Source organism: Acinetobacter sp. 797_lipA, assembly GCF_058243025.1.
Window position 1 is genome coordinate 328,793 of the sequence record NZ_JBZAYQ010000001.1, and the last position, 24,012, is coordinate 352,804.

Below are 24,012 nucleotides of genomic sequence, written 5' to 3' on the forward strand. Positions count from 1 at the left end.
GGTGAATGAATGATAGTACAGCAGCAGTTCTTACGGTTTTCGTATAAATGGGTGGTTGCATTCATTTTATCAGGACTGCTGTGTCTAAGTTCTTTAACATGGGCAGAGGTTGCTACAGTAACAGATGGTGGTGCTGAAACAGTTATCGCTGGAAAAATTATTCAAGGTCAGCAAGCGGAGAGTTCCAATAAGGTAAGCTCGACGAATACTGATGTCGTGCCACAACCACCTATTGCTAATGATATGGCAGAAGGTGAATCGATACGGGCGTTACCGACCTTAAATGAACCCGTGATTGATCAAGCACATATTTTAAGTGCTGAAGATAAGCAAGCCATTGGCCAAAAAATCCGTGCCTTGCATGACACTGGAAAAGCCCAAATAGGCGTGGTGATTGTCCCGACTACAGGTCAAGAGGATATTTTTGGTTTTGCCATGCGTATTGCAGACCAATGGCAACTCGGTTCAGCAAAGCAGGATAATGGTTTACTAATTGCAATTGCTGTTAATGACCGACGTATGCAGATTCTTACGGGTTATGGGCTAGAAGGAGTCATTCCTGACATTATTGCGAATCGCATTATTAACCAACAAATCACGCCGTATTTTAAGCAAGCACAGTATGCTCAAGGGATCAATGCAGGGCTTGCTGAAATTGAACGGATTTTAAATCTTGATCCTGAAGTTGCAGCCCAAGCGGCGCAAGAACTACAAGAACGCCAAGATCAAGCCATTCGAGAGCAGGAAGCCAAAAGTAAAACGTTGAGTACTGCTTTATTTATCTTAATTGCTGGCGCAATTGGCTCATTTGTGGTGGGTAAGCGTTTAAGTGCCTCGACGGCTGCAGTTGCAGGAACCGTGGCAGGCTTGGTGAATGGAGCAGGCTTAATCACCAGCTTACTGATTGGTGGTGGGATTTTCTTTTTACTCATCACGACCTTAGCCCAAACGATTTTTCAGCTCTTTCTCTCTTCTGGCGGTGGAGGTGGGCGCGGAGGTCGTGGCGGCGGCGGTTTTGGTGGAGGTGGATATAGTGGCGGAGGCGGCGGCTTCGGCGGTGGAGGAGCATCAGGGTCATGGTAACAACAACTGAAACGACGGAAATCGTCACCAAACCAAAGCTAGATGAAGTAATGCAACCGAGTTTTAAACGTTGGTTAAAGCATTTGCTACATATGCCAGCGAGTAAACGTTTCTTTAATCAGCAAGATCAACATGCGATTGCACAATCGGTAGCTGCTGCTGAACAGGGTCATGTTGGTGAAATTCAGGTAGTGATCGAAGGGCATATGCCTGCACGAGAAGCCTATTATTTAGATACTCGTGGACGTGCAAAACAGCTTTTTGCTGAGCTTGGTGTGTGGGATACCGAGTTGAATAGTGGTATTTTGCTTTACATAAACTTGTGTGAGCGAAAAGTTGAAATTGTGATTGATCGTGGGATACAGGATGCCACTACACAGCAAGTGTGGGATGAGGTTTGCCAATGCATTATTGAAAAAATGTCACAGCAGCAGTATCGGCAGGCTTTAGTCGATGGCGTAACCCAAATTGCGACTATTTTGGACGAATTCTATGCCAATAAAATAGACGATAAAGCTGATGAATTGGGTAATTCTCCAATCATGTTGAACTAGAAAGAGGTAAATTGACAATATTTGTCAGTTTTTTACATAAAAACACAATGATCAAAAATAAATTTTTAAATAGTGAAATAAAGTGCTGTTTTTTATTTGAAAATAAATATAATAAAAGTTGGCATAATACATGCTAATTACAAAGTAGCTTAAAAAGCTTATAAAAAATTAACAAAACATTTGTGGAGAATGTTATGAACGCTCAAAAGGGTTTCACTCTTATTGAATTAATGATTGTTGTTGCGATTATCGGTATTCTTGCAGCGGTCGCACTACCTGCTTACCAAGACTATACAGTTCGAGCAAAAGTATCTGAAGGTATTTTGGCTGCCTCTTCTTGCCGATCAGCGGTAACAGAGGGTGTAGATTCTGGCAATATCCCAACAGGTACGAATACTTGGGGTTGCGAACAAGGTGCTGCTGCTGGTGGTACTGCTGCAACTAAATACGTACAGCAAATTGCAGTTTCAAAAACTGGAGCAGCAGTTGGTCAAATTCGAGTAACCTTAACAGGTGATTCATCATTGAAATCAGCAGCGAATCTTAATATTTTTATGACTCCAACATCTGATACAGCAGGTGCAACTCCTTTAACTATCACAACTGTTTCTGGTGCTCCTGTTAATACAGCGACCTCAGCTTTAATTAAATCTTGGTCTTGTGGTTTACTTTCTGCTGATGTTGATAAGCAGAAATATTTACCTGCAACCTGCCGTGCTACACAAACTGCTGGTACTTTCTAGAATAGAAAAGATGTTAAAAAAAGCTGACAAAGGTCAGCTTTTTTTAGGATGAAAAATTGAAAATTTATTATTATTTTTTTATATATTGTATATTTTTATCTTATTTTATAGGGGGGGCGGCAAATCCGTGGATAAGCTACGCACAAGATATGTTGTGGTTTTTGGGTATTATTCTATTATCTGTCTTGTATAAAAATAAAAAATTATCCATACCTAAAATTATTATTCCTATATTAATTATTTCAATAATTCCTTTTTTACAGCTTTCTTTTCAAAAAAATTATTATTTTTCTACGAGTTTTTTTAGCTTTTGTTTTTTATTTACTTTTTTCATTGCGGTGGTGTTGGCATATAACAGCCCAAAACAGATTAATCCGCAAAAGTTGATTTTGCATTGTGCGTTATTTTTTTCAAGTGTTGGATTTCTAACTTCTTGTTTTGCGATGGCACAATGGTTACAAGTTGACTATTCATTTATTTCACCACTTTATCATAATCGTCCTTATGCGAATCTTAACCAACCTAATAATATGGCAACCTTGTTGATGATGGGTGTATGCAGTTTGGTCCTATTATATGAACATTTAAAAATTCGTACAGAAGTATTTTTACTCTTACTGAGCTGTCATATTTTTGCAATTTCCCTCAGCCAATCTAGAACTGTATCGATAGTATTATTAGTTTTGCCAATATTCTATTTTTTACAAAAACAACGATGCCAACGAAAATGGATGTATATAATTTTGCTAGGTATGACTATTGGATATTTTTCATTATTTTATTTTAATGTAAATATTGCAGAATATTTATATTTGATGCAACCGCAGTCTTTAGTTGAACGCATGAGTACAGGTTATTTGCGTATAGAAATGTGGAAACATTTATTATACGCTACTTCTCAACAGCCCTGGTTGGGCTATGGTTGGTTTCAAACCAATATTGCACAGCTACAAGGAGTATTCTTATTTAAGAATGAAGGTTATTTGAGTAGTGCTCACAATATTGTTCTTGATTTAGTGCTTTGGGTAGGGGTTCCCTTTGGATTGTCGATTGTAGTATATACGCTTTATTTATTAAGGTTACTATTTTTACATATTAAGACACTTTCAGATTTCTATATATTTTCAATGCTTATGTGTATCTTGGTACATGCTAATCTTGAGTTCCCTTTATATTATTCTTATTTTCTATTTCCTACAGGTTTTTTTATTGGCTTATTGTTGATAAATATAAAATCTAAAGTTTATTTTATAAATAAAAATACAAATTATTTTATATTTTTATTTGGCATTCTAATTTATGCGACTGTTTTTAAATGTTATGATCAATGGCAAAGCCATTTAGGTTATGCATCTGGTATGGAGGGTACGGGGGAGTTTAAAAACCATAGTTCAATTTTGTTTTCACAGTTTTCAGCACAAGAGAAGTTTTTAGTTGCTGAATCTAAAAAAGAGTATAATGTTAGGGATTTAGAGGATTTTCAACGTTATGTAGATAGTCAGCCAAGTTATTTTAATTTATTTAAATTTAGTCAAATTTTATATCACAATCATGATTTTGTTAAGGCAAGGCACTATTTTGAAATATCGAATGCACTTTATAATAAAAAAATTAAGTATGAAGAGATATGTCAAAAGCGTGATGCTAGAATTAGTAATATTTCAAGCCCGTATTTAGGATCCATAAAATTAAAAACAAACATGAAAGAGTGACTTAAAGTTATTATGTCAAAACGTCTAAATTTTTTTATTAGCCATTTATTTATTTCATTTCTGATTACTTTAGTAGTTATTGGGGTAGTCTTTTTTATATGGTATCCATCACCACTTGCCACAGCAGCAGGTGTGACGCATATCTTTTTAATGCTGTTGGTAATCGATGTCATTGTTGGACCATTTTTGGGATTATTGGTTTACAAGCAAGGTAAAAAGTCGCTTAAGTTTGATTTGAGTTTGATCATTGGTATTCAAATTGCTGCGCTTTGCTATGGTCTCTTTAGTATTGAGCAAGGTAGACCTGTTTGGATTGCTTATAACATCGATAGATTTGAATTGGTTCGAAAAAATGAAATTGTCAATAATTATATTGATCAAGTTTTGCCACAATATCAAAATGTTCCTTGGTTGAAGCCTCAATATGTGGCTATACAGTTTGCTAGAGATACAAAAACGCGTAATGATGACCTGTTTACTGAGGTGCTTGGAGGTATTTCGATTGCGCAGAAACCTGAGCGTTATGTCGATTTTGTTCAAGCAAGATCACAATTACAACAACGAGTAAGAAGTTTGAAAGAGCTTAATCAGTATAATGATGTACAACAAGTAGATCGTATTTTATCAAAATATCCACAAGCAACTGGTTTTGTTCCTTTAAAAGCAAATGCTGTTGATATGACAGTTTTAATTAATAAAGAAAAAGGCGAAGTGATTAAAATTGTCGACCTTAGACCTTGGAAGTAAACCTAAAACCATAATAAAAAAACCTGCATATGCAGGTTTTTTTAAATGATAGAAAAGTCTTAAATTTGACTCTGAATATAATTTTCTACACCGACGGTTTCAACCAAATCGAGTTGTGTAGTTGTCCAGTCTAACCACTCTTCTTCTTTTTCTAAAATTTCTTGTACCAAATCACGCGTCACATAGTCCAGTTGCTCTTCAGCAAGCTTAACCGCTGCCTGAATGGATTCGATGTTCTCTTTCACTTTGCGTACATCACAGTTCAATACTTCAACCGTATGTTGACCGATGTAGAGTTTACCCAAGTGTTGTAAGTTTGGTAGACCTTCTAGGAATAGAATACGTTCAATAATTTTGTCCGCATGCTTCATTTGACGAATTGATTCTTTATATTCTGCAGAACCGAGTTGCTCAATGCCCCAGTCATTAAACATACGAGAGTGTAGGAAATTTTGGTTGATGGCAGTTAAATGATGATAAAGCACCTGATTTAACTGATTAATTACATCACGATTGCCCTTCATGAGAAAGCTCCATTCAAACTGCTGCTTAAAAATAATATCAATAACTTATGAGAAATATCTTAAACAACAAAGTGGAGTTTGGCGAGTAATTTATAGAACAGCAAATGAAAATCGCAATCAAAAGCATGCGGGATGCAAATTTTATTTTGAGACCTTTAAAAAAGAAAACCCGCCTAGAGTCATAAGCGGGGGAGAAGCTACTCATAAAGAGTAAGTTTATAATTATGGTTATTCTAAAAAACGAATCAAATATCTAGGCAGCAATGGCTAAGCGTGAGGCAATCGCAGAGACTTCAGCACTGATGATTGAGCGTGCTTCTGGTGCACAGCGACCACAGCATGTGCCGAGGTCGAGCATCTCGCGAACTTCACGATAACTACCCGCACCATTTTCAACAGCGTCTTTAATATCTTGATCTGTAATACCACGGCATAAGCACACGTACATTTCAGCAAGCCACATGAAAGAAATAAGATAAGTAATATTATTGATAATTGTTATCGTTTGTCAATAAAAATCATTTGAAATCTCATTTGTCTTTATTGGAATTTTGGATGAAAAAAAGCCACTCAATCGGTGGCTTTTTCTTAAAAAAATATAACTTATTGATTAATAATCACAATGCCATCCATCTCAACCAATGCATTTTTAGGTAGGCTAGCCACACCGAGCGCTGCGCGTGCAGGGTAGGGTTGTGCGAAATATTCGCCCATAATTTGATTGACCAACTGGAAGTTTGAAAGATCGGTTAAGAAAATATTCAACTTCGCGATATCAGCCAGTGTTCCACCAGCAGCTTCACAGACAGCTTTTAAATTATCAAACACACGACGAATTTGTGCTTCAATGCCTTCAACCAACTCCATACTGTATGGGTCTAAACCGATCTGACCAGAAAGGTAAAGTGTATTGCCGACTAAGATTGCTTGCGAATAAGTGCCGATCGCAGCAGGGGCATTTTCAGTATGAATTACTTGGCGGGACATCGTGTTCTCCTATTATATTCACCATCAATCATAGCCTAGATTGGCATTAAAATGTGTGGATTTAAACAATTAACTCGCAATCGATGTTTCCGCAATACTAACAGGTTGAGCCAATCGACTGATACGTGGGAAGCCAAAATGCATGCGTAGATCGCGAATTATTTTTGCAATTTGCTTACGGTTGTGCACCACAACATTGACATAAGTCTTATCATCTTGATTACGTACCATTTCGACCCCGATTTTTTCTTTACGGCATTGATAAATTAGGTCAGAAATTTGTTCGTCATCCATGGCCATGTTAATCAATAAATATGCAGTAAAACTAATTTCTTCTTCATTCTCATTGGTCCACTGCAACGGCATGATATTTTCAGGGTGCAGATGTTGTTCATGTAGGAGGTTATGACAACGTGCACGATGCACAATAAGACCGCGGCGTGATAAATGTCCTTGAATTGGGTCACCCAACACGGGGTTACAGCAATGTGCGTATTTAACATCGACACCCTCAGTACCTTGAATGAGTCTGTCAGATTCCTGTGCACTTTGGTCATGCGCAAACAAATGATTCGCAACCAATTGCGGCAGTAAATCGCCCACGGCAATTTGTTCAAAGAGTTGGTCTTTACTTTCAATATGTCGCCATTGTAAAAGCTCTAACCAGTCTGATTCGGTTAAATCTTTAATGGATACATTGAATAGTTTTAAAGCACGATTTAAAGCTTGTTGTCCAACGAGGCGTTGTTCTTCGATGTCTTGCTCACGCAGTATATTTTGTAAGGCACGACGGGCTTTTTGCGTATTGACGAAGCTGAGCCAATCTGGATTTGGGGTGGCCAAGACATCGGTTATAATTTCAATCACCTGCCCACTGTGCAATGGTGTAGAAAGGGGCTTGGTCTCCCCATTAATTTTTGCGCCTACCGCATGGTTACCTAAAAATAAGCTGGCAGAGTAGGCAAAATCGACGACTGTTGCTCCTTGCGGTAATTCGTGTAAATGACCTTGCGGGGTGTAAACCCAAATTTTCTCTTGGTGTAAATAATCGAGCAGTTCGCTAAAAGTGGTTTTGGCACAGGCACCATCGATCAAGACATTTAAGTTCTGCATCGAGGCTTGAATCGCAGAGCGGCACGCTTGTGGAGCACTGTCGCCTAGTACTACACCAAAACGCGCCGCTTTGCGCATCAGTTCGGTTTGAATGGTGACTGATAAGGTTGTATTTTCACCTTTTAAACGTAGTAGTAGCGATTGGTTACCACCTGGGAGTGGTTTACGAATATGGTCTGCAAAGTGTAAAACTTGAAAACTCTCTCGCAACACATCGGCTAAGCGGTCACAGTCAGCAATACTATTTAGAATAATTTCAAAGGCATGACTATGCGTGAGTTCATGTAGATCAATGTCATTTTTTACAAAGTGACGTAACAGTTCGATATTATTATTTTTCTTTTTAATTCGACCTGAAATTTGATGGGTTTTTAATAGCTCAGTAAGATTATTTTCCCATTTGCTTTGATATTCACAGCGTTTGGGTTTGGTTTGCAGGAGGGCTTCTTGGACATTGTTATACATGTCGAGATCGAGGTTTTGATAACACAGATGTTCGAGGTTATCGCCCATCTCATTCATACCAACAATACGTGCCATTGGGACAAAAATATCAAAGGTTTCTTGGGCAATACGTGCGCGTTTGTCGGGACGCAGTGCATCCAAGGTGGTCATGTTGTGATAGCGGTCAGCCAGTTTAATAATAATGACACGTGGATCTTGTAGTGTGGCTTGCAGAATTTTTCGGAATGAAGCGGCTTTGTTATATTCTTTATCGCTGGATTGGCTAAGTTTGGTGACGCCATCGACCAGTTCGGCGACAGTTTTTCCAAATTTTTCTGCAATATCTTCTTTGCTAAAGTCTGTGTCTTCTATGACATCGTGTAAAAGTGCTGCCATCAGCGTTTCGGCATCTAGACGCATATGCGCTAAAATACAGCTTACCGCAATCGGGTGCAAAATATAGGGTTCGCCACTTTTACGGGTAATACCATCATGGGCAATATCCGCATAATCACAGGCCGCAAGCACTCGCTCGACGTCGCTTTCAGTTAAGTAAGCATCGATAATAGTTTTGAGCTGTTGTTTAGCTTGGCTGACCATTGGGCCTGGCATAAAACACCTTTAAGACGTAGCAATTACAAGAAAATTTTACTGATCCTCTAATGAAAAACATATTGCATGAGTTGTCAATTTATTCATTGAGAGAAAAGCAAAAAAGATACACCTAAACCACGATGAATCTTATCTTCTAGTTATAACGTGTATTGCACAAATATAAAAGTTATCCAATAAAAAAGCCTAGTTAAAAACTAGGCTTTTAAACGATAAATTTTTCTTATTGGAAAGAAAAACCATCTAAATTCAAATTGTTTGCAGACAGTGCAAGATCAAGACTCGAAGTTTGGTAGTCTTGGTCGCGTTGTTTCAAAATATCTTTAGAAACATGACCGATTGCGATTTCACGTAATGCAACAACAGTCGGTTTGTCATTGTCCCACTCAACAGTAGGTTCAATGCCTTGACGTGCCAATTGACGCGCGCGCTTGCTTGCCACTAGTACAAGCTCAAAGCGGTTGTCTACATGGTCTAAACAATCTTCAACGGTTACGCGTGCCATAAGAATTCTCGTTTGAATAGTAAATCTGAACAGACTGGGCAGTATAAAAGGCTTTGTCCGAAGACTCAAGTTTTAATCACTCTTCATCAAGTGTTATTAATTTTTGAATGAGTTCACCATGACGCGCAGCCTGCTGCGATAACACTAAGCGATTGGCAATAATGACACATTCTAAATCATGTAAGGCTTTGTTAAAGTCATCGTTAATAATCAGATATTCAAAATTAAGATAATGCTGCATATCTTCAACTGCACAACCTAAACGGTGTTCAATCACTTCAACTGAATCTGTCCCACGGTTAGACAGACGTTGACGCAGATCAAACTGGCTCGGTGGCAAAATGAAAATTTGTTTAGAGTCAGGAAAAAGCTTACGAACTTGCTGTGCGCCTTGCCAGTCAATTTCTAGTAGGACATCATGACCTTTCGCCAATTGTTCTTTTACTGTAGCTTGAGCTGTACCGTAGTAATTACCAAAGACTTCGGCGTATTCAATAAAACCGCCTTGTTCAACCAAGGCTAAAAATGAGTCTTTTTCGGTAAAATGGTAATGTACACCATCAAGTTCGCCGGGACGTTGCCCACGTGTAGTATGAGAAACAGAAACGTGAAGATTCGTTACACGGTCAAGGAGGGCTTTTACGAGGGATGTTTTGCCTGTTCCTGAAGCTGCAGAAACGACAAACAAGAGACCCGACATGATATTTTTCCTGATATGATAAAATATCTTCTCTATTTTAGAGTAGACAAGGTTTAAACGAAATAGCAAGGCGTCACTTTGTTTACATTTATTTTATTAGTTTCCGCTGATTGAAAAGTGGTATCGAGGAACATATGGAAATTGTATTGGCCAATCCACGTGGTTTTTGTGCAGGTGTTGACCGTGCGATTGCCATCGTAAATCGTGCACTTGAGTGCTTTAATCCACCCATTTATGTACGACATGAAGTGGTGCACAATAAATTTGTCGTGGACGATTTACGTCAACGTGGTGCAATTTTTGTCGATGAATTGGATGAAGTACCCGATGACAATATTGTAATTTTTAGTGCGCATGGAGTCTCTAAAGCGGTACAGATCGAAGCCGAACGTCGCGGTTTAAAAGTTTTTGATGCAACCTGTCCATTGGTGACCAAGGTTCATATTGAGGTCACTAAATATGCCCGTGAGGGGGTTGAAGCCATCTTAATTGGTCATGAAGGCCACCCAGAAGTTGAAGGTACCATGGGGCAATATGATCTGAAAAATGGTGGTGCGATTTATTTGGTTGAAGATGAACAAGACGTCGCAGAGCTTCAAGTGCATCATCCTGAGCGTGTGGCTTTTGTGACCCAAACTACTTTGTCGATCGACGATACTGCAAAAGTGATTGATGCTTTACGGGCGAAATTTCCTGAGATTCAAGGGCCGCGTAAGGATGATATTTGTTATGCGACTCAAAACCGTCAAGATGCGGTGCGTGATTTAGCAACCCAATGTGATGTGGTGTTGGTGGTCGGTTCACCAAACTCATCGAATTCGAATCGTTTACGAGAATTGGCCGAGCGAATGGGTAAAGCCGCTTATTTGGTCGATAATGCAGATGAACTTCAACAACCGTGGTTTGAAAATATCGCCAAGGTTGGCGTCACAGCGGGTGCATCTGCACCTGAAATTTTAATTAAGCAAGTAATTCAACGATTACAAGATTGGGGTGCAACGCCACCACAAGAGCTTGCTGGAACGGAAGAAAATATTACCTTTAGTCTGCCAAAAGAGTTACGTATTGCGGTAACTCAAGCTTAAAAGGTGGATTGGTTAACATTCTAATTTTATTGAAAAATTGACAGATGATTGTAAATTGGCAATCATCTGTTTTTTTATGCCTTTTATCCTGAAGTGTGAGGATTTTGTAAAGTTGTTGGTTATTATTTTTAATAGGGCAAAGTCTGTGTCTTGGGGGGAGTATGCGACAAAAAGAAAACGGGTTCACCTTAATTGAGTTGATGGTGACCATTGCTATATCGGCGATTATCGCAATGATGGCTGCACCCAATATGATGCAATTTGTTTACAAGAAGCAATTGGAAACAGAGGCAAGAGATTTAGCCATGACATTGTCAAATGTTCGAGGAACAGCCGTTTCACTTCGAAAAGATATTTCTTTAGAATTTAAGAATCAAGAAAATACTGGTGATAAGTTCTATTGGGATACGACAAGGTCAACTGTACATGTGCTTGCTAAAGGATTGCCAGAAGGGATTACTTTTACACCAATAGGTTTGGTGAAAAAACGCACAACATCGATTCGTAAATTGGAAAAACCAAACCCGGATTTTAACAAGGAAATTCCTGAAAATCCATTGACTAACCCGAAAACAATTATCGAATGGGATAATACTGAAGAACTGGTATTCGAGATTTGTCATGAAAAATTAACAGAAATTAAATCTATAAAAATCTTTAAGAGTGGAGTGATTGATCGTATTCAAAATAAACCACTAATTGGGGAGTGTAAGTGATGAAAAGTCAACGTGGCGTTGGATTAATGGAAGTCCTTGTTTCCCTAGTTATTTTAGCTATAGCTGTTCTAGGCTTTGCTGCTTTACAGTTTAGAGCACTCGACGCGATACAAGAAGCAAATGATAGGACAGCAGCAATGACACTCGCACGAGAGCTTGCGGAAAAAATTCGCGTAAATAGAACACAGCTTAGTAAATATAAATCTGAAATTAATGCCCCTGGAAATGCGACTACTAAAAATTGCATAAGAGCGGATAGTGATAAACCTGCTGATCCCATTACATCTATGTGTACACGAACTGAACTGGCGACTTTTGATGCTAGTCAAATTTTAGGCGTGGCAAAACAAAAGAATATGACAATCATAATTAGCGATTGCCACGGAGGGGATCGTCAATGTGTTTATGTCGCTTGGGGAGACACAGAGATTACGGCGACCAGTCAGGCAAATTGTATGGTGTCGGGTGTATATGTTGCAGGTGCTAAATGTTTGGTTATGGAGGCATATGGGTCATGAATATTCAAAGAGGATTCACCTTAATAGAATTAATGATCGCCTTGATTTTAGGATCACTTATTGTGGCGGCCTCAATACAAGTCTTTATTAATGCAAATCAAAGTCTAGCCTTTCAACAAAGCAGTGCGAATATTCAAAATAGCGGTTTATTTGGGATAGATTACATTATTCGAGACTTGCGTCGTGCGAACATAGATTCAAATAGTGTAGCTATGACAATAGATACATTGCATGGTGGTATTGTTTTTAATAATAAAAATATAAGCAAGGCGACAATGACAGATGCTGGATCCATAAATGCTTTGTTAACTAAATCTTCCATTGGTCCTAGTAATTTTAATAACCTTAAGAGTGATCAAATTGTAATTCAATATAAAAATACAATTGGTAGTCAATTTAATTGTGAAGGTGTGAAAGTTTTACCAAATCAATTCGTTGTACAACGCTATTTTTTAAAGGAAGAAAAGGCAGCGGTAACTGCTGGTCAATATAGACCACTTTCATTGCGTTGCAAAGCGACGGTATATACAGGTGATTCTGCTACGAGTTTAGATTTATCTGGTGATGGTGAAATGCTGATCCCAAATGTCGATCATTTACGTGTGTTATTAGGGGTTGCTCGCGATAATGCAGTCAAAGATGGTGTGATGGATGATTTTCTTTATGTTTCTCCATCTGAATATATAAAGCTAATTGATAAACCACAAATTGTGTCTATTCAATTGGGTATTTTGGTTCGCTCACCTGAATCCGTGGCAAATGGCACAGAATTGACTAAATTTACGGTTTTAGATTTGGAAAATAAAGAGTTATTAACAGATCCAGATAAAAGTAAATATTTACGTCAAGTTATTACCCAAACAGTCGCTTTACGCAATGGGTTTGGTGTGGAAAATCGGGCGGAGTGAACATGATGAAAAATAAACAAGCAGGAAATACATTAATTTTTGTTTTGGTCATACTTTTGCTCATCACAATCATTGGTACTTGGGCTATTCGTGGAGCAATAACATCACTTAATATTACAACGAATGCGCAGGCTCAAGCTTTATTGGTACAAAATTCGGATGCTGTATTCTTTCAGCTGGAATCTTATGCTGATCATGCAGTTAAAATTGCAAAGCTTCAATTAGATAACGGAATGATCGGATATGTGAATAAACCTGAAAATAAGGGCAAAGAGTTGGTTTATTGTTTAAGAAAAAGTGAAAAAGACGATAAATATAATTTAGGTAAAGCCAGTCTTGTTTATTGGCAAGGGGCTAATATTTCAAAAAATGAGATGGGGCAGGATGGTTACTGTAAGGTGAATAATACTACTGATTTTACCTCAGATCGTGGTGCTGTGGTGACTCGTATCGGGGCACGTTCTATCCTCGAGGGACGTAAAGATTGGGGTCATATGTATGAAGGAACTGACTCAGAGACCTATGCTGGTAAAGATATCGGAACCATTATTATAAATGCTACTTCTTTTATTCCAAATTTATCTACAGCGTCTGCTGATGAAATTAATAAGTGTGTGATGAATTACCCAAGTTTTAATGTTGTTGTAGATGGTGTAACCAAAGATAGTGTTGCTGATTGTCTATCAAAATTGAATGTTCCATATAGTAGTCAAGAAATGGAATATCAGTTGCGCCAAGTAAATTAAGGTAGGAGAAATAAAATGAATATGAAGCAAATTTTAAATCATACTGCCTTAACTAAGGCAAGATTATCAATATTGTCGGCATCTATTACAGCACTGATTTGTAGCAGTGTCTACGCAAGTGATATTGATATTTATAAGGCGCCGGCATCGGGTGCTGGAGCTACAACTGTTTTATTCATGCTTGATAAATCGGGGAGTATGAATTTTACTGACTATGGCAATACTGTTACTTATGATGAGCAAAACTGTCCTTCAAAAAGTAATGATGCAGGTGGATTTTCGTATAAGAAAGCTGATTCTGACGTAACTCACACATTTGGCGATAGCGATTGGTATGGGACTAAAACGCTTAGTTACAGAGAGTGTATACGAGGGACTACAAAATGGAGACTAGGGCTCTTTGGCTGGGTAAGTTCATTTGAAAGTGAAATTGATCGTCAAAGTACACGATTAGTACAATTAAAAATAGGTTTATTACAGTTATTATTGGGTGATAAATCAGATCCAAATAATATTGTCCAACCATTAAGTCCAGATCTTTATATAGGTTTAGCAGTTTTTTCAGGAAGTAAAGGTCAGAAAATTCAAGATGTAAAAAAGTTAGATAAGACCCATAGAGAAAACTTAGTACAAACAATCTTAGATTTAACAGCTACAGGAGGTACACCCACACCATATGCATATGCAGAGGCTGCAGCAATATTAATGGGTACGAAAACTGGTGGAGGAGATTACAGTAATTCTAGTACTAATTACTCAAAACCAGTATCTATCTCAGCTCAAACGACTGATACTGCTAAACAGTGTAGTGCTCAAGGAATTTATTTTTTAACGGATGGTAGACCAGAGCCTGGTGGTACGGCACCAGGGGATGATGGAAAAAGTGGAGATGCGTATACTGTAATGAAATCTGCTTTGGATACAAAGGGGAGTTTATTTGACTGTAAAGCAACAGCAACTAGTGTATTGGGTCGTCTTTCTTCATATCATAGTGATCAGCATGCTTGGAATTGTACTGGTAAATTTAATCAGGCCTTGTTAGATCCTGAAAAAAACCCCGTAGGCATTAAAATTAGAACAGCTGTTGTAGGATTTGGTCGTGATTTTGATACAGAAGCAACTGATCCGAGTAATGATGTTAAGGATGCTAAGTCGTGGGGAGAGCTTGGAGAAGGTGGGTCCTACTCAGGTTTAGATAGTAAAGCCATTGTTAAGAGTTTCGAAAAATTTTTAACTTTTGTCAAAACAGATATTCCAGGTATTAGTACTGGTAATGCTACCTTGCCTATCGATGCACTGAATAGTAATGCGATCCAACCATACGGTTATTTTCCTCAATTTGTACCTAAAGTTGCGACAACTGAATTACAACAGACTTGGTATGGCAACTTAAAAAAATATCATGCTGTTCTTGGGTCACTATATGGGAATCGCTCTGGATCCTACCCAGGTACGATTACAGGTTCAAATCCTGTAATGCAAAACAATGAAATTAAGAATGTACCAGACTTGTGGAAGAACTCGGTATATGTACCAACTTCAAATGAAACTGCTTTTCAAGGAGGGGCATTAAGTAATTTAGTCCAAGGCTATGTTGCTGATCGTTCGCCCAAAGAAAGATTGTTGCTTACGGATTTTAGTTATAAAGATGGAACAGTGTCTCAAAATTTAAATTTAACTTGGTATGACGACTCAGACAAAAAAACTAAGTTTAACGCAATTACGACGGCATATAATTTGAATGGTTCTGCGCCCTATCGTGCGGCGTTAATGGGATTGCTTGGCTATGAAAATGCAGTAGGTGGTCAAGATTTAACACAAGGAACTGTAACAGGTAAATTACCTCAAATTGGGGCTATTTTACATTCAAAACCTGTACTTTTAACCCAATCTGGCTTACCGACAGTTACTGGAACGAGTACATCAGCAACTATTGATACAACAAATCGAGATGACTATATCTTGTTTGGGAGCACACAAGGCGTATTACATGTACTAGATGCAAAAAATGGTAAAGGTAATGAAGTATTTGCTTTCATCCCTAAAGAAATGATTGAGTTACAGAATCAAGGTTTTTTACTTAATGGCGGTGCTGATACTGGTGGTAAAAATAAACTGTATTACGGTATAGATGGAGAATGGACTGCACATACAGTATATGTTTCTGACTCAAATGGGAAACTTACAGTAGATGGTGGTTCACGCACAATTCAGAATGATGCTGGTGAAGATGAAACCATTAATTTAAAAGGAAAACAATGGGTTTATGGTGGGTTGCGAATGGGTGGGAGAAGTTATTACTCATTAGACCTAACAGACATGAGTTCACCTAAAGTTAAATTTCACATTGATCCAAATAATAAACAGGTACATTATTTGGATGGTAGTGTAACTCAATCGAAAACGATTGATGAGCTGAAATATATGGGCCAGAGCTGGTCTAAGCCTACGCTTGCGTATGTGAATTGGTTTGGTACGCGAAAATTAGTCATGATTGTTGGTGGTGGCTATGATGCAGGTAGTACACCAGGTTTAGAAGCTGATGGAGATGGAATTTATACAAAAAAAGAAGGTAAATTAGTCAAAGATAAGCGTGATGGTTATGGTGGCTATGAAGCTGCGGACTATGACCAAACCAACAAAATTGGTGCTGGGGTCTATATGTTTGATGCCGATAATGGTGATTTACTTTGGTCGGTAAGTGGTAATAATACAGCTACTACTACAAGTGGTACAAACAATCTGAAATTAGCTGGTAATGGTAATACTGTAAATATGAATTACAGTATCGTTAGTGAAATAAAAACGGTAGACCGTAATAATGATGGCTTAATTGATCATCTATATTTTGGTGATTTAAGAGGCCAAGCATTCCGCGTCGATTTTTCACCCTCTACAAATGGATTTAAATCACAAGTTAATCGAGTATTAGATCTAAGTGCGACTCGTAAGCGTTTTTATAATGCTCCTACTTTTACGGTTCATTCCAAGGAGGGGGTTGCTGTAGTCAGTTTTGCTTCTGGTAATAAGAGTCAACCATTACATGGACATGCGACACCTGTGTCCGGAGTTGATGATTTTGATGGTGTGTTTGCTATTTATGACTATGATGTCTATTCAAGTAAGTATCCAACGTCAGCTTTTGATACTCGTACCTTAGGTGCAAACAACGCAACAGCCATAAGTCAGTTAAAATTATTGGATAATCGTGTGGATAATAATGATTCACCAACTTATATTAAACGTCCGAAAATAGACTCTTCATCAGGAAATGGTGGTTGGTACTATTTATTTAATAAGGAAGAGGCACTTAGTGCTACTGGAACAGCAGAAACATCAACTAAGAATAAGCAAATTTTAAAAAGTTTGGGCTCATTAGTTGCAATGGAACGTGATTTATATGTTCCTGTTTTTGATTCTTCTAAACCTGGTACAACGGGAAGTTGTAGTGCAGGTGTAGCAGGAGAAACAGCATTACAGCGCTTTTGTTTGCCATACGGTATTTGTAAAACCAATATTTATATTCCATTAGGTGCGGGTATTGGTGAGCCTATTATTGGTGGTGGTCGTGATGGCGATCCAAATAAACGCTCTATCTTTGTATTAAATGAAGATAAAAAAGACGGTGTCACTGGTAGTGGATCAGGACAAATCAAAAATTATGGTGGTGCTTTGAGACTTATTCCGAACCGTTGGTATGAGCAATATGCGCAAGGGGGAGGGTAATGCGTAAATCATCTGGATTTACTCTAATTGAGTTAATGGTTGTCGTGGTGATTATTGCGATTTTAGCTGCGATAGCAATACCAAGCTATCAAAGCTATATTCGCAAAAATCTAACGGCCCAAGTTCAGCAAGAAATGTTGAAATTAGCTGATCAATTAGAGAGACATAAAGCTAAAAATTTCTCTTATAAAAAATTTGATCCTAAATATTTATATGCGGGGACTGTTGCTATGCCTGAAGTATTTGTACCAGGAGGGATATTTAATGTAGCTACATCCAAATATAAAATTGAGTTAAAAGATATTAGCCGCGCGACTACTGAAAATTTACTGACCACAGACAATGGAATGGTTTGGTCAATGAAAGCGACTCCATTAGATTTATCAGACGGAAAGCTATATACATTATTGTTAACAAGTACGGGAGTTCGTTGTAAAACTACGGCGAGTTCAAATGTGTCTTATAGTGCTTGTACTGGAAGTGGAGTAGAACAATGGTAAAAAAACAAGGTTTTACTTTAATTGAATTAATGATTGTGGTTGCAATTATTGCAATCTTAGCTGCTATTGCTTACCCTTCATATCAGGAATATGTGCAAAGAACGAAGAGGGTCGAGGCACAAGTTGAACTAATGGAAATTGCGAACAAATTGGCTAGTTATAAATTAGCGAATGGTTCTTTTTATGGAGCGAATTTAACAAAGGTGTATGGCAGTAGTAGTATTTCTAAATCTGGTTCTGCAACATACAGCTTAGAATTATCAAGTACAGAAATAGATCCCACCCATAACTGGGTATTGACTGCTAAACCTATTGGTTCCCAAGCTAAGACTGGCGCTATGACGATAGATTCTACAGGTCGCCAATGCTGGTTTAAAGGCATGGATTCACCTGTAAAAACAGATACTTGTTCCGCTTGGTCCGATAAATAAATTCTAACTGTTGATAACCTAAAATTTGATCTTTCATTCAGGGCAAAATTCACGTAAAATACCGCCCTCTATGAAAGGGGTTTGAAATGTTCCGGTGGTCGGGGCAGGGATAATCCGTAAAAACTATAAGGTTGTATCATGGTAGTTATTCGTCTTGCACGCGGTGGTGCTAAAAAACGTCCGTTCTATCAAGTTATTGTAACTGATAGTCGTAATGCACGTGACGGTCGTTTCATCGAACGTATTGGTTTCTTCAACCCAACAGCTCAAGGTAAAGCAGAAAAACTTCGTTTAGATGCTGATCGTTTTGCACACTGGGTTGCTCAAGGTGCTCAACCATCTGAACGTGTTGCTTCTTTAGCTGCTCAAGCTAAGAAAGCTGCAGCTACTGCATAATTTTTGCTAATTAAGTAGTAGGTAGCCCATGACACCAACACAGAATGTTCCCGAAGATCGTATTCAGATTGGACAGTTACGTTCAGCATATGGATTAAATGGGTGGCTCTGGATCTATTCCAATACAGAACCGATGAGCAACATCTTTGACTATCTGCCTTGGTACATTGAAACCAAAGCAGGTTGGCAAACCATAGATGTAAAACGTTGGAAACCGCATGGCAAAGGCTTAGTTGTTTCACTCAAAGGCGTCATTGATCGCACTGCAGCAGATAACCTAGTTGGCGCAAATGTCTGGATTTCAAAAGTGCAACTTCCTAAAGCAGGAATGGATGAGTTCTACTGGTCAGATTTGAAAGGCTTAACAGTGTTAGGTTTGGATGATGAAGAACAAGAAGTAAATCTCGGAAAAATCCATGAAATGTTTGAGACAGGTGCCAATGATGTGATGGTGGTTCACGCAACACCAGACAGCGTTGATGCTGAAGAGCGTATGATTCCATGGCATAAAGATGTGGTGCAACGCGTTGATCTTGAAGCTGGTCGTATCTACGTTAATTGGGGCGTAGATTACTAATTATTTTTGGAAATACGGGGGTCTGCGATGTTTTTTGCAGTCATTACGCTTTTTCCTGAAATGTTTGAAGCGATTACAGCCTACGGTATTAGCGGGCGTGCAGCAAAAAGTGATTTAGTACAAGTAATTTGTATTAATCCTCGTGATTATGCTGAGGGCAACTACAAACGAGTGGATGAACGTCCATTTGGTGGTGGTCCTGGTATGGTGATGATGGCTGAGCCTCTGGCAAAAGCAATTCAACATGCCAAAGAGCTTGCCATGCAAGCAGGTGCAGTTCATGTTCCTGTGGTGTATATGTCACCGCAAGGAAAAACCTTAAATGAGCCTGCAGTACAACAGTTTGTCGACTATGATGGATTGATTGTATTGTGTGGTCGTTATGAAGGGGTCGATGAACGTTTGATCCAAAAATATGTTGATCAGGAATGGTCGATAGGGGATTACGTTTTATCGGGTGGCGAGCTTCCTGCGATGGTTTTATTAGACAGTATTATTCGGAGACTCCCGGGTGCAATGTCTGATGAACAGTCTCATGTGCAAGACTCATTTGTGGATGGTCTTTTGGACTACCCACAATATACCAAGCCAGACCATTTTGAAGGTTTGGATGTCCCTGAAGTTTTAAAGTCGGGACATCATGCCAATATTGAGAAATGGCGGTTTTTGCAGCGTTATCAACGAACACAACAACGCCGACCTGAGTTGGTGGAAAATGTGGAGTTGACGAAGCAGCAAAAGAAATGGCTAACAGATTTGAATACTTAATTCAGAGTATTCTTTTAATAGGCTCTTTGTGCATTGAAGTGGTCAAGCATAAAGAGAAAGATAATCGGGTCTATGCGATTTAGCCTCTATACCCAGCGGATATCAGACCTCTTCTGACCCGCACATATTGGAGATACCCCATGAGCGGTAAGCATCCTTTAGTACAAGCTGTTGAAAATGCACAGCTTAAACAAGACATCCCTGCTTTTGCACCAGGCGATACAGTTATCGTTCAGGTTAAAGTAAAAGAGGGTGACCGTGAGCGTCTTCAGGCATTTGAAGGTGTTGTAATCGCGAAGAAAAACCGTGGCTTGAACTCTGCGTTCACAGTACGTAAAATTTCTAGCGGTGTTGGTGTTGAGCGTGTTTTCCAAACTCACTCTCCAATCGTTGCTAAAATCGAAGTGAAACGTCGTGGTGACGTTCGTCGTGCTAAACTTTACTACCTACGTGAATTGTCTGGTAAAGCTGCACGTATTCGTGAAAAGTTACCAGCTCGTAAAGTTAAAGCTTAATTTTAAGTTTTATGCGAGTAAAAAAATGCGCCCAATGGCGCATTTTTTATGCCTAAATTTTAGAGTCCTTGAAGCTTCAAACGGTTGGCGTGTTGACGATAAACATCCACAGGGTCTGGAGCAAAAATAGAACGTAGACCAAAGAACTGGTTAATCACATCTAAATGGTTCCAATTATAGTTATCGCGCACGGTCTTACCATACTTGGCACTACAACGTGAGACTAAGCCATCGTTATCATTGGGCGCTTGCATGAGTAAGCCTGTCGCCGCCAGTAATGAGTCTGGATCAAGTACGTTCGTCAACGTTGAGTTGCCAGAGAAAGAGTAAAAATAAACTCCATTTTCTTTCGCTAAACCTTCACCACAGCTTGTTTTTGGCATACCCAGTGGATATTTCTGTGCAAAAGCTTTAGAACCAGCTTGACTTAAACTTTTACCAGCACCGAGTGCATCATGTGGAAGTGATTTCGGATCTTGCTGTTGTGCCCAAACAATAGCCTTGGACCCAAAGTTGATTAAGCCTACCAGCGGTTGTTCTAGCGGCGTACCTTGAGCGGAAATAATCAAATCCGCCACAGGAGAGCCTTTTAAAGGACTAGAAATGGCTGTTGCAGACGCGATTTTATTGGGCATAACATTTGAGACATAGGCAATACTATGTCCGCCGTGACTATGACCAAGCAAATTGACTTTGGGTGCTCCTGTAATCGCTAAGATTTCATCAACTTGTTGCAGCAGTTGTTCACCACGAACTTCAGATGTGTTGAATGGAGAAACGCGTGTTGCCCATGCGTTTGCACCGTTACGGGCTAAATCTGGCAAGATTTGATACCAGTAATCCACACCAAGTTCATCGGTTCCTGCTCGAATCCAGCCCCCCATACCATGTGCAAAAACCAAAGGGTATTTGGTTTTTGCATAACTAGAGGCAACGTAGTTTGATTTAATTTGTGAAGCGGCTGCTTGCGTTTGTGTAGCAGCAAGTGCGCAGGTCGACAGCAGTCCAGCTATCAATAATCCATATTTCATTGATCATCCTCGTTTTTTATTTTTTATGACGACAATTTAAGTTGTCAAAAATGAGTATAAAGGTGAGGGAGGAGGAGCGTAGAGAAATCCGATTAAATTAAATACAGTTTGTAACTGGATAATTCTAGGAGGCATCCCTCCGAAACGTTAAAGATTCGAAGGGAAAAATAGAACTAGAGTCCTTGCATTTTTAAGCGATTGGCATGTTGGCGATAGACATCAACAGGGTCTGCGCTAAATAGTCCACGTAGTCCCATAACTTGGTTGACCTCATCTAAATGGTTCCAGTCATAGTTATCACGGATGACTTTACCGAAGTGTGTACTACAGCGTGCCACTAAACCATCATTGTCTAAATGGCCATAGGCCAAAGGCCCCAACAGTGAGATCGCACTATCTGCGACATCGAGAATGTTCGTGACTTGAGACGTACCAGTCCACGAATAGTAATACACGCCATTGCTGGATGTTGCACCGCTCTTGTTACAGTCCGAAGCCAGTGCTGTTGTTGGATATTTCTGATTAAAAACACGGGAACCTTGCTCACTAATTGAAGTGAGTGATGCCGTTAAATTGCTTTTTAATGAAGGGTTACTTTGTCCATAAGCAAGCATAGGACCAATAATATAATCCGCCGCTAGGCTGAGCAGTTGTGTTCCGCCTTGATTGGCAAGAAGCTGATCAGCCACTTTTGAACCTCTAAACGTTGCCCCCACACCTGTCAGTGAGGCCACATATTGCGGTTTAACTGCTTCTACATAGCGAATGGTTGGTCCACCATGGCTATGCCCAATCAAATTAACTTTGGGCTTGCCAGTCAGGGCGATGACCTCTTCAACTTGTTGTAGTAACTGTTCACCCCGTACTTCAGTTGATTCTAAAGGGGAAATTTGTGCTGCAAAGGTGGTCGCACCATTTCGAGCCAAGTCGGGTAAAATTTGATACCAGTAATCGAGTCCAAGTTCGGCAACGCCCACTCGGCTGAACCCAAACATGCCATGGGTAAATAGCAATGGATATTTGGTTTGAGCATAATTACTTTTTACGCTTGCAGTCACCGTCTGTAATCCAGCTGTGGCTGTAGTTGCGCTGAGTCCAAGGCTGGTAACCAGACCTACGAGTGACATTGTTTGTATCATTCTTTTCGTTATAAACATTTTTTTCATCCTGAAAAAGTCAAACACGGTATAGCTTTAATCTGCGAACGGAAGTTTTCCTCCCGTGTCATGTGTGGTTTCAAAGGCTCCTAGTCGAAGTTGTTCTTGTGAATTATTAAACTGTTGATCACGTAGTTTTTGAATGGCTTGCTGCTGCGCGTCTTGACTCATGTTGCTTTTGAGAATGCTGTCGCGTTGTTCTAAGTAAGTATTGACCCGAGATTTCCAATGGTTTCGATCTTGGTCGAGTTTTTCTAGGCGTACGGTCGCTTCGGCACCGACAAGATTCTGGCGCATTTGGCGAATTTCTTCGGCAGAGCCGCCGCGGGCTTTAATATCCGAGGTCAGTTTACGCAGATCTTCGAGTTTGGAGAGCTGTTCTAGGTTTTCTTTCCAATCTTCAGGCAGTTGAGCAAACAGTTCTTTCAGTTTCTGCGCTTTTTGTACTTCAGTTAAGGACTGATCTGCCATGATGCTCATGCGGTCTAAGGTATATTCATGGTAGGTATTTTCAGCGCCAAAGAGGCCTTCGATTTCATAGTCGGAAAAGAACTGGCTACGTAGGGTTTTCATCGAAGCAAAAATTTTACGATAGTACTCAGGATCTTCTTTATTTAGGTTTGGCTCCTTCAGACTACCCAATTGCACACGATAATCTAAATAACGAGTCCAAAGATCTAAAATTTGCTTAAGCGCAGGTTCTTTATAACCTTGCTGGATATAGGCTTTAAAATCTTGCTTGATCTGGTCAATATTTTTTTCACCATATTGGGTAATAAAATATTCAAAACAATTACGAGTCTGTTCATTTACAACTAAGCGATTACTTTGGTCGAGCACCAGTTGGCAGTTGACTTCGGTGTCCTGTTGGCTGTTACTGGCAAAAGGCAACCCTGATGCATGTGGCAAGTCTGACGCTGTGGGTAGTAAGCCTGTAGTGTTTTTAGCGCTAGAGCGAATCGGCCCTTGGTTTGAGCCAACAGTTGCATTGGGTGCAAGCCAAGTGAGAAAACCAAGAATGACAACGATGATCACGGCGAAAATGAGCCATAATTTCTTTTTTTGCATATCCTATGCCTAACATCCCTATTGTATTTTTTATTTGGTTCATATGACTGAACTCGATTTATTCTGAAACAAAAGGGCAAATAAACAACAGAAAAGTTGTAAAACTAGACAAGCGGTTGATAGTATTGCGGCAGCTTTAAGACGTG

At 39.2% G+C, this 24,012-nt stretch carries 26 protein-coding genes; 17 read left to right on the top strand and 9 right to left on the bottom strand.

Going from position 1 to position 24,012, the window contains the following annotated elements:
- Positions 1–9 precede the first annotated feature (9 nt).
- The 5 genes from AC4CU2_RS01500 (at position 10) to tfpZ (ending at position 4,839) form a co-directional block, all read left to right on the top strand.
- Positions 10–1,083, top strand: a complete 1,074-nt coding sequence (locus tag AC4CU2_RS01500) for a TPM domain-containing protein (RefSeq protein WP_490768176.1) — start codon at positions 10–12, stop codon at positions 1,081–1,083.
- The gene (locus AC4CU2_RS01505) at positions 1,077–1,637 is read left to right on the top strand and encodes a TPM domain-containing protein (protein WP_490768177.1); all 561 of its coding nucleotides are present in this window, start codon (positions 1,077–1,079) and stop codon (positions 1,635–1,637) included. The genes AC4CU2_RS01500 and AC4CU2_RS01505 overlap by 7 nt, the downstream gene beginning before the upstream one ends.
- 194 nt (positions 1,638–1,831) lie before the next feature.
- Positions 1,832–2,380 (top strand): pilin, encoded by a 549-nt coding sequence (locus AC4CU2_RS01510; protein ID WP_490768178.1) that lies wholly within the window; start codon positions 1,832–1,834, stop codon positions 2,378–2,380.
- Between the two features lie 56 nt (positions 2,381–2,436).
- Positions 2,437–4,092 carry an O-antigen ligase family protein gene (locus AC4CU2_RS01515; protein WP_490768179.1) on the top strand — a complete coding sequence of 552 codons (1,656 nt, stop codon included), beginning with the start codon at positions 2,437–2,439 and terminating at the stop codon, positions 4,090–4,092.
- Between the two features lie 12 nt (positions 4,093–4,104).
- A complete protein-coding gene (gene tfpZ / locus AC4CU2_RS01520) occupies positions 4,105–4,839 on the top strand; it encodes a TfpX/TfpZ family type IV pilin accessory protein (protein WP_490768180.1) in 735 nt (244 codons plus the stop codon).
- A gap of 59 nt (positions 4,840–4,898) precedes the next feature.
- Here tfpZ and bfr read toward each other — a convergent pair whose 3' ends face one another.
- From bfr to gmk, 6 genes are all read right to left on the bottom strand, one after another.
- Positions 4,899–5,363, bottom strand: a complete 465-nt coding sequence (gene bfr, locus AC4CU2_RS01525; RefSeq protein WP_004691472.1) for a heteropolymeric bacterioferritin subunit Bfr — start codon at positions 5,361–5,363, stop codon at positions 4,899–4,901.
- Between the two features lie 253 nt (positions 5,364–5,616).
- Positions 5,617–5,811: a bacterioferritin-associated ferredoxin gene (locus tag AC4CU2_RS01530; protein WP_010327639.1), complete on the bottom strand. Its 195-nt coding sequence runs from the start codon at positions 5,809–5,811 to the stop codon at positions 5,617–5,619.
- A 155-nt stretch (positions 5,812–5,966) separates the two neighbouring features.
- Complete coding sequence (locus tag AC4CU2_RS01535) at positions 5,967–6,350, bottom strand: RidA family protein (RefSeq protein WP_004691470.1); 384 nt, start codon at positions 6,348–6,350, stop codon at positions 5,967–5,969.
- A gap of 69 nt (positions 6,351–6,419) precedes the next feature.
- A complete protein-coding gene (locus AC4CU2_RS01540; RefSeq protein WP_178904364.1) occupies positions 6,420–8,519 on the bottom strand; it encodes a RelA/SpoT family protein in 2,100 nt (699 codons plus the stop codon).
- A gap of 223 nt (positions 8,520–8,742) precedes the next feature.
- Positions 8,743–9,024, bottom strand: a complete 282-nt coding sequence (gene rpoZ, locus AC4CU2_RS01545; RefSeq protein ID WP_058870403.1) for a DNA-directed RNA polymerase subunit omega — start codon at positions 9,022–9,024, stop codon at positions 8,743–8,745.
- A gap of 76 nt (positions 9,025–9,100) precedes the next feature.
- A complete protein-coding gene (gene gmk, locus AC4CU2_RS01550; RefSeq protein ID WP_490768181.1) occupies positions 9,101–9,724 on the bottom strand; it encodes a guanylate kinase in 624 nt (207 codons plus the stop codon).
- Positions 9,725–9,858: 134 nt separating this feature from the next.
- Between gmk and ispH the strand changes: the two genes are divergently transcribed.
- The 12 genes from ispH (at position 9,859) to rplS (ending at position 20,610) form a co-directional block, all read left to right on the top strand.
- Positions 9,859–10,809, top strand: coding sequence for a 4-hydroxy-3-methylbut-2-enyl diphosphate reductase (gene ispH, locus AC4CU2_RS01555; protein WP_279731396.1), 951 nt, complete (start codon positions 9,859–9,861; stop codon positions 10,807–10,809).
- A gap of 161 nt (positions 10,810–10,970) precedes the next feature.
- Entirely contained in the window at positions 10,971–11,525 is a 555-nt protein-coding gene (locus AC4CU2_RS01560) for a pilus assembly FimT family protein (RefSeq protein ID WP_094148546.1), read from the top strand.
- Positions 11,525–12,043 (top strand): type IV pilus modification protein PilV, encoded by a 519-nt coding sequence (gene pilV / locus AC4CU2_RS01565; protein ID WP_125273572.1) that lies wholly within the window; start codon positions 11,525–11,527, stop codon positions 12,041–12,043. The genes AC4CU2_RS01560 and pilV overlap by 1 nt, the downstream gene beginning before the upstream one ends.
- Entirely contained in the window at positions 12,040–12,951 is a 912-nt protein-coding gene (locus tag AC4CU2_RS01570; RefSeq protein ID WP_125273571.1) for a PilW family protein, read from the top strand. The genes pilV and AC4CU2_RS01570 overlap by 4 nt, the downstream gene beginning before the upstream one ends.
- 2 nt (positions 12,952–12,953) lie before the next feature.
- Positions 12,954–13,697, top strand: coding sequence for a hypothetical protein (locus AC4CU2_RS01575; protein WP_125273570.1), 744 nt, complete (start codon positions 12,954–12,956; stop codon positions 13,695–13,697).
- Positions 13,698–13,712: 15 nt separating this feature from the next.
- Positions 13,713–17,423 carry a pilus assembly protein gene (locus AC4CU2_RS01580; protein WP_490768182.1) on the top strand — a complete coding sequence of 1,237 codons (3,711 nt, stop codon included), beginning with the start codon at positions 13,713–13,715 and terminating at the stop codon, positions 17,421–17,423.
- On the top strand, positions 17,423–17,923 hold the full coding sequence (locus AC4CU2_RS01585) for a type IV pilin protein (RefSeq protein WP_490768183.1): 501 nt from the start codon (positions 17,423–17,425) through the stop codon (positions 17,921–17,923). Before AC4CU2_RS01580 ends, AC4CU2_RS01585 begins: the two co-directional genes overlap by 1 nt.
- A complete protein-coding gene (locus AC4CU2_RS01590) occupies positions 17,917–18,354 on the top strand; it encodes a type IV pilin protein (protein ID WP_125273568.1) in 438 nt (145 codons plus the stop codon). The genes AC4CU2_RS01585 and AC4CU2_RS01590 overlap by 7 nt, the downstream gene beginning before the upstream one ends.
- A 138-nt stretch (positions 18,355–18,492) precedes the next feature.
- On the top strand, positions 18,493–18,750 hold the full coding sequence (gene rpsP / locus AC4CU2_RS01595; RefSeq protein WP_004718284.1) for a 30S ribosomal protein S16: 258 nt from the start codon (positions 18,493–18,495) through the stop codon (positions 18,748–18,750).
- A gap of 28 nt (positions 18,751–18,778) precedes the next feature.
- Positions 18,779–19,327, top strand: coding sequence for a ribosome maturation factor RimM (gene rimM, locus AC4CU2_RS01600; RefSeq protein ID WP_125273567.1), 549 nt, complete (start codon positions 18,779–18,781; stop codon positions 19,325–19,327).
- A gap of 27 nt (positions 19,328–19,354) precedes the next feature.
- A complete protein-coding gene (gene trmD, locus AC4CU2_RS01605; protein WP_490768184.1) occupies positions 19,355–20,095 on the top strand; it encodes a tRNA (guanosine(37)-N1)-methyltransferase TrmD in 741 nt (246 codons plus the stop codon).
- A 140-nt stretch (positions 20,096–20,235) separates the two neighbouring features.
- Positions 20,236–20,610, top strand: a complete 375-nt coding sequence (gene rplS / locus AC4CU2_RS01610; RefSeq protein WP_004691454.1) for a 50S ribosomal protein L19 — start codon at positions 20,236–20,238, stop codon at positions 20,608–20,610.
- Between the two features lie 59 nt (positions 20,611–20,669).
- Here the strand turns inward: rplS and AC4CU2_RS01615 are convergent, their stop codons facing one another.
- From AC4CU2_RS01615 to AC4CU2_RS01625, 3 genes are all read right to left on the bottom strand, one after another.
- Positions 20,670–21,641 carry an esterase/lipase family protein gene (locus AC4CU2_RS01615; protein ID WP_131230717.1) on the bottom strand — a complete coding sequence of 324 codons (972 nt, stop codon included), beginning with the start codon at positions 21,639–21,641 and terminating at the stop codon, positions 20,670–20,672.
- 173 nt (positions 21,642–21,814) lie between these two features.
- Positions 21,815–22,780, bottom strand: coding sequence for an esterase/lipase family protein (locus AC4CU2_RS01620; RefSeq protein WP_490769195.1), 966 nt, complete (start codon positions 22,778–22,780; stop codon positions 21,815–21,817).
- 54 nt (positions 22,781–22,834) lie between these two features.
- Positions 22,835–23,866, bottom strand: a complete 1,032-nt coding sequence (locus AC4CU2_RS01625) for a lipase secretion chaperone (RefSeq protein WP_490768185.1) — start codon at positions 23,864–23,866, stop codon at positions 22,835–22,837.
- Positions 23,867–24,012: the final 146 nt, after the last annotated feature.

Coding starts and splice junctions, on each gene's coding strand:
- AC4CU2_RS01500 (WP_490768176.1), top strand. CDS start 10: ATGATAGTACAGCAGCAGTTCTTACGGTTTTCGTATAAATGGGTGGTT.
- AC4CU2_RS01505 (WP_490768177.1), top strand. CDS start 1,077: ATGGTAACAACAACTGAAACGACGGAAATCGTCACCAAACCAAAGCTA.
- AC4CU2_RS01510 (WP_490768178.1), top strand. CDS start 1,832: ATGAACGCTCAAAAGGGTTTCACTCTTATTGAATTAATGATTGTTGTT.
- tfpZ (WP_490768180.1), top strand. CDS start 4,105: ATGTCAAAACGTCTAAATTTTTTTATTAGCCATTTATTTATTTCATTT.
- bfr (WP_004691472.1), bottom strand. CDS start 5,363: ATGAAGGGCAATCGTGATGTAATTAATCAGTTAAATCAGGTGCTTTAT.
- AC4CU2_RS01530 (WP_010327639.1), bottom strand. CDS start 5,811: ATGTACGTGTGCTTATGCCGTGGTATTACAGATCAAGATATTAAAGAC.
- AC4CU2_RS01535 (WP_004691470.1), bottom strand. CDS start 6,350: ATGTCCCGCCAAGTAATTCATACTGAAAATGCCCCTGCTGCGATCGGC.
- AC4CU2_RS01540 (WP_178904364.1), bottom strand. CDS start 8,519: ATGCCAGGCCCAATGGTCAGCCAAGCTAAACAACAGCTCAAAACTATT.
- rpoZ (WP_058870403.1), bottom strand. CDS start 9,024: ATGGCACGCGTAACCGTTGAAGATTGTTTAGACCATGTAGACAACCGC.
- gmk (WP_490768181.1), bottom strand. CDS start 9,724: ATGTCGGGTCTCTTGTTTGTCGTTTCTGCAGCTTCAGGAACAGGCAAA.
- ispH (WP_279731396.1), top strand. CDS start 9,859: ATGGAAATTGTATTGGCCAATCCACGTGGTTTTTGTGCAGGTGTTGAC.
- AC4CU2_RS01560 (WP_094148546.1), top strand. CDS start 10,971: ATGCGACAAAAAGAAAACGGGTTCACCTTAATTGAGTTGATGGTGACC.
- pilV (WP_125273572.1), top strand. CDS start 11,525: ATGAAAAGTCAACGTGGCGTTGGATTAATGGAAGTCCTTGTTTCCCTA.
- AC4CU2_RS01570 (WP_125273571.1), top strand. CDS start 12,040: ATGAATATTCAAAGAGGATTCACCTTAATAGAATTAATGATCGCCTTG.
- AC4CU2_RS01575 (WP_125273570.1), top strand. CDS start 12,954: ATGATGAAAAATAAACAAGCAGGAAATACATTAATTTTTGTTTTGGTC.
- AC4CU2_RS01580 (WP_490768182.1), top strand. CDS start 13,713: ATGAATATGAAGCAAATTTTAAATCATACTGCCTTAACTAAGGCAAGA.
- AC4CU2_RS01585 (WP_490768183.1), top strand. CDS start 17,423: ATGCGTAAATCATCTGGATTTACTCTAATTGAGTTAATGGTTGTCGTG.
- AC4CU2_RS01590 (WP_125273568.1), top strand. CDS start 17,917: ATGGTAAAAAAACAAGGTTTTACTTTAATTGAATTAATGATTGTGGTT.
- rpsP (WP_004718284.1), top strand. CDS start 18,493: ATGGTAGTTATTCGTCTTGCACGCGGTGGTGCTAAAAAACGTCCGTTC.
- rimM (WP_125273567.1), top strand. CDS start 18,779: ATGACACCAACACAGAATGTTCCCGAAGATCGTATTCAGATTGGACAG.
- trmD (WP_490768184.1), top strand. CDS start 19,355: ATGTTTTTTGCAGTCATTACGCTTTTTCCTGAAATGTTTGAAGCGATT.
- rplS (WP_004691454.1), top strand. CDS start 20,236: ATGAGCGGTAAGCATCCTTTAGTACAAGCTGTTGAAAATGCACAGCTT.
- AC4CU2_RS01615 (WP_131230717.1), bottom strand. CDS start 21,641: ATGAAATATGGATTATTGATAGCTGGACTGCTGTCGACCTGCGCACTT.
- AC4CU2_RS01620 (WP_490769195.1), bottom strand. CDS start 22,780: ATGATACAAACAATGTCACTCGTAGGTCTGGTTACCAGCCTTGGACTC.
- AC4CU2_RS01625 (WP_490768185.1), bottom strand. CDS start 23,866: ATGCAAAAAAAGAAATTATGGCTCATTTTCGCCGTGATCATCGTTGTC.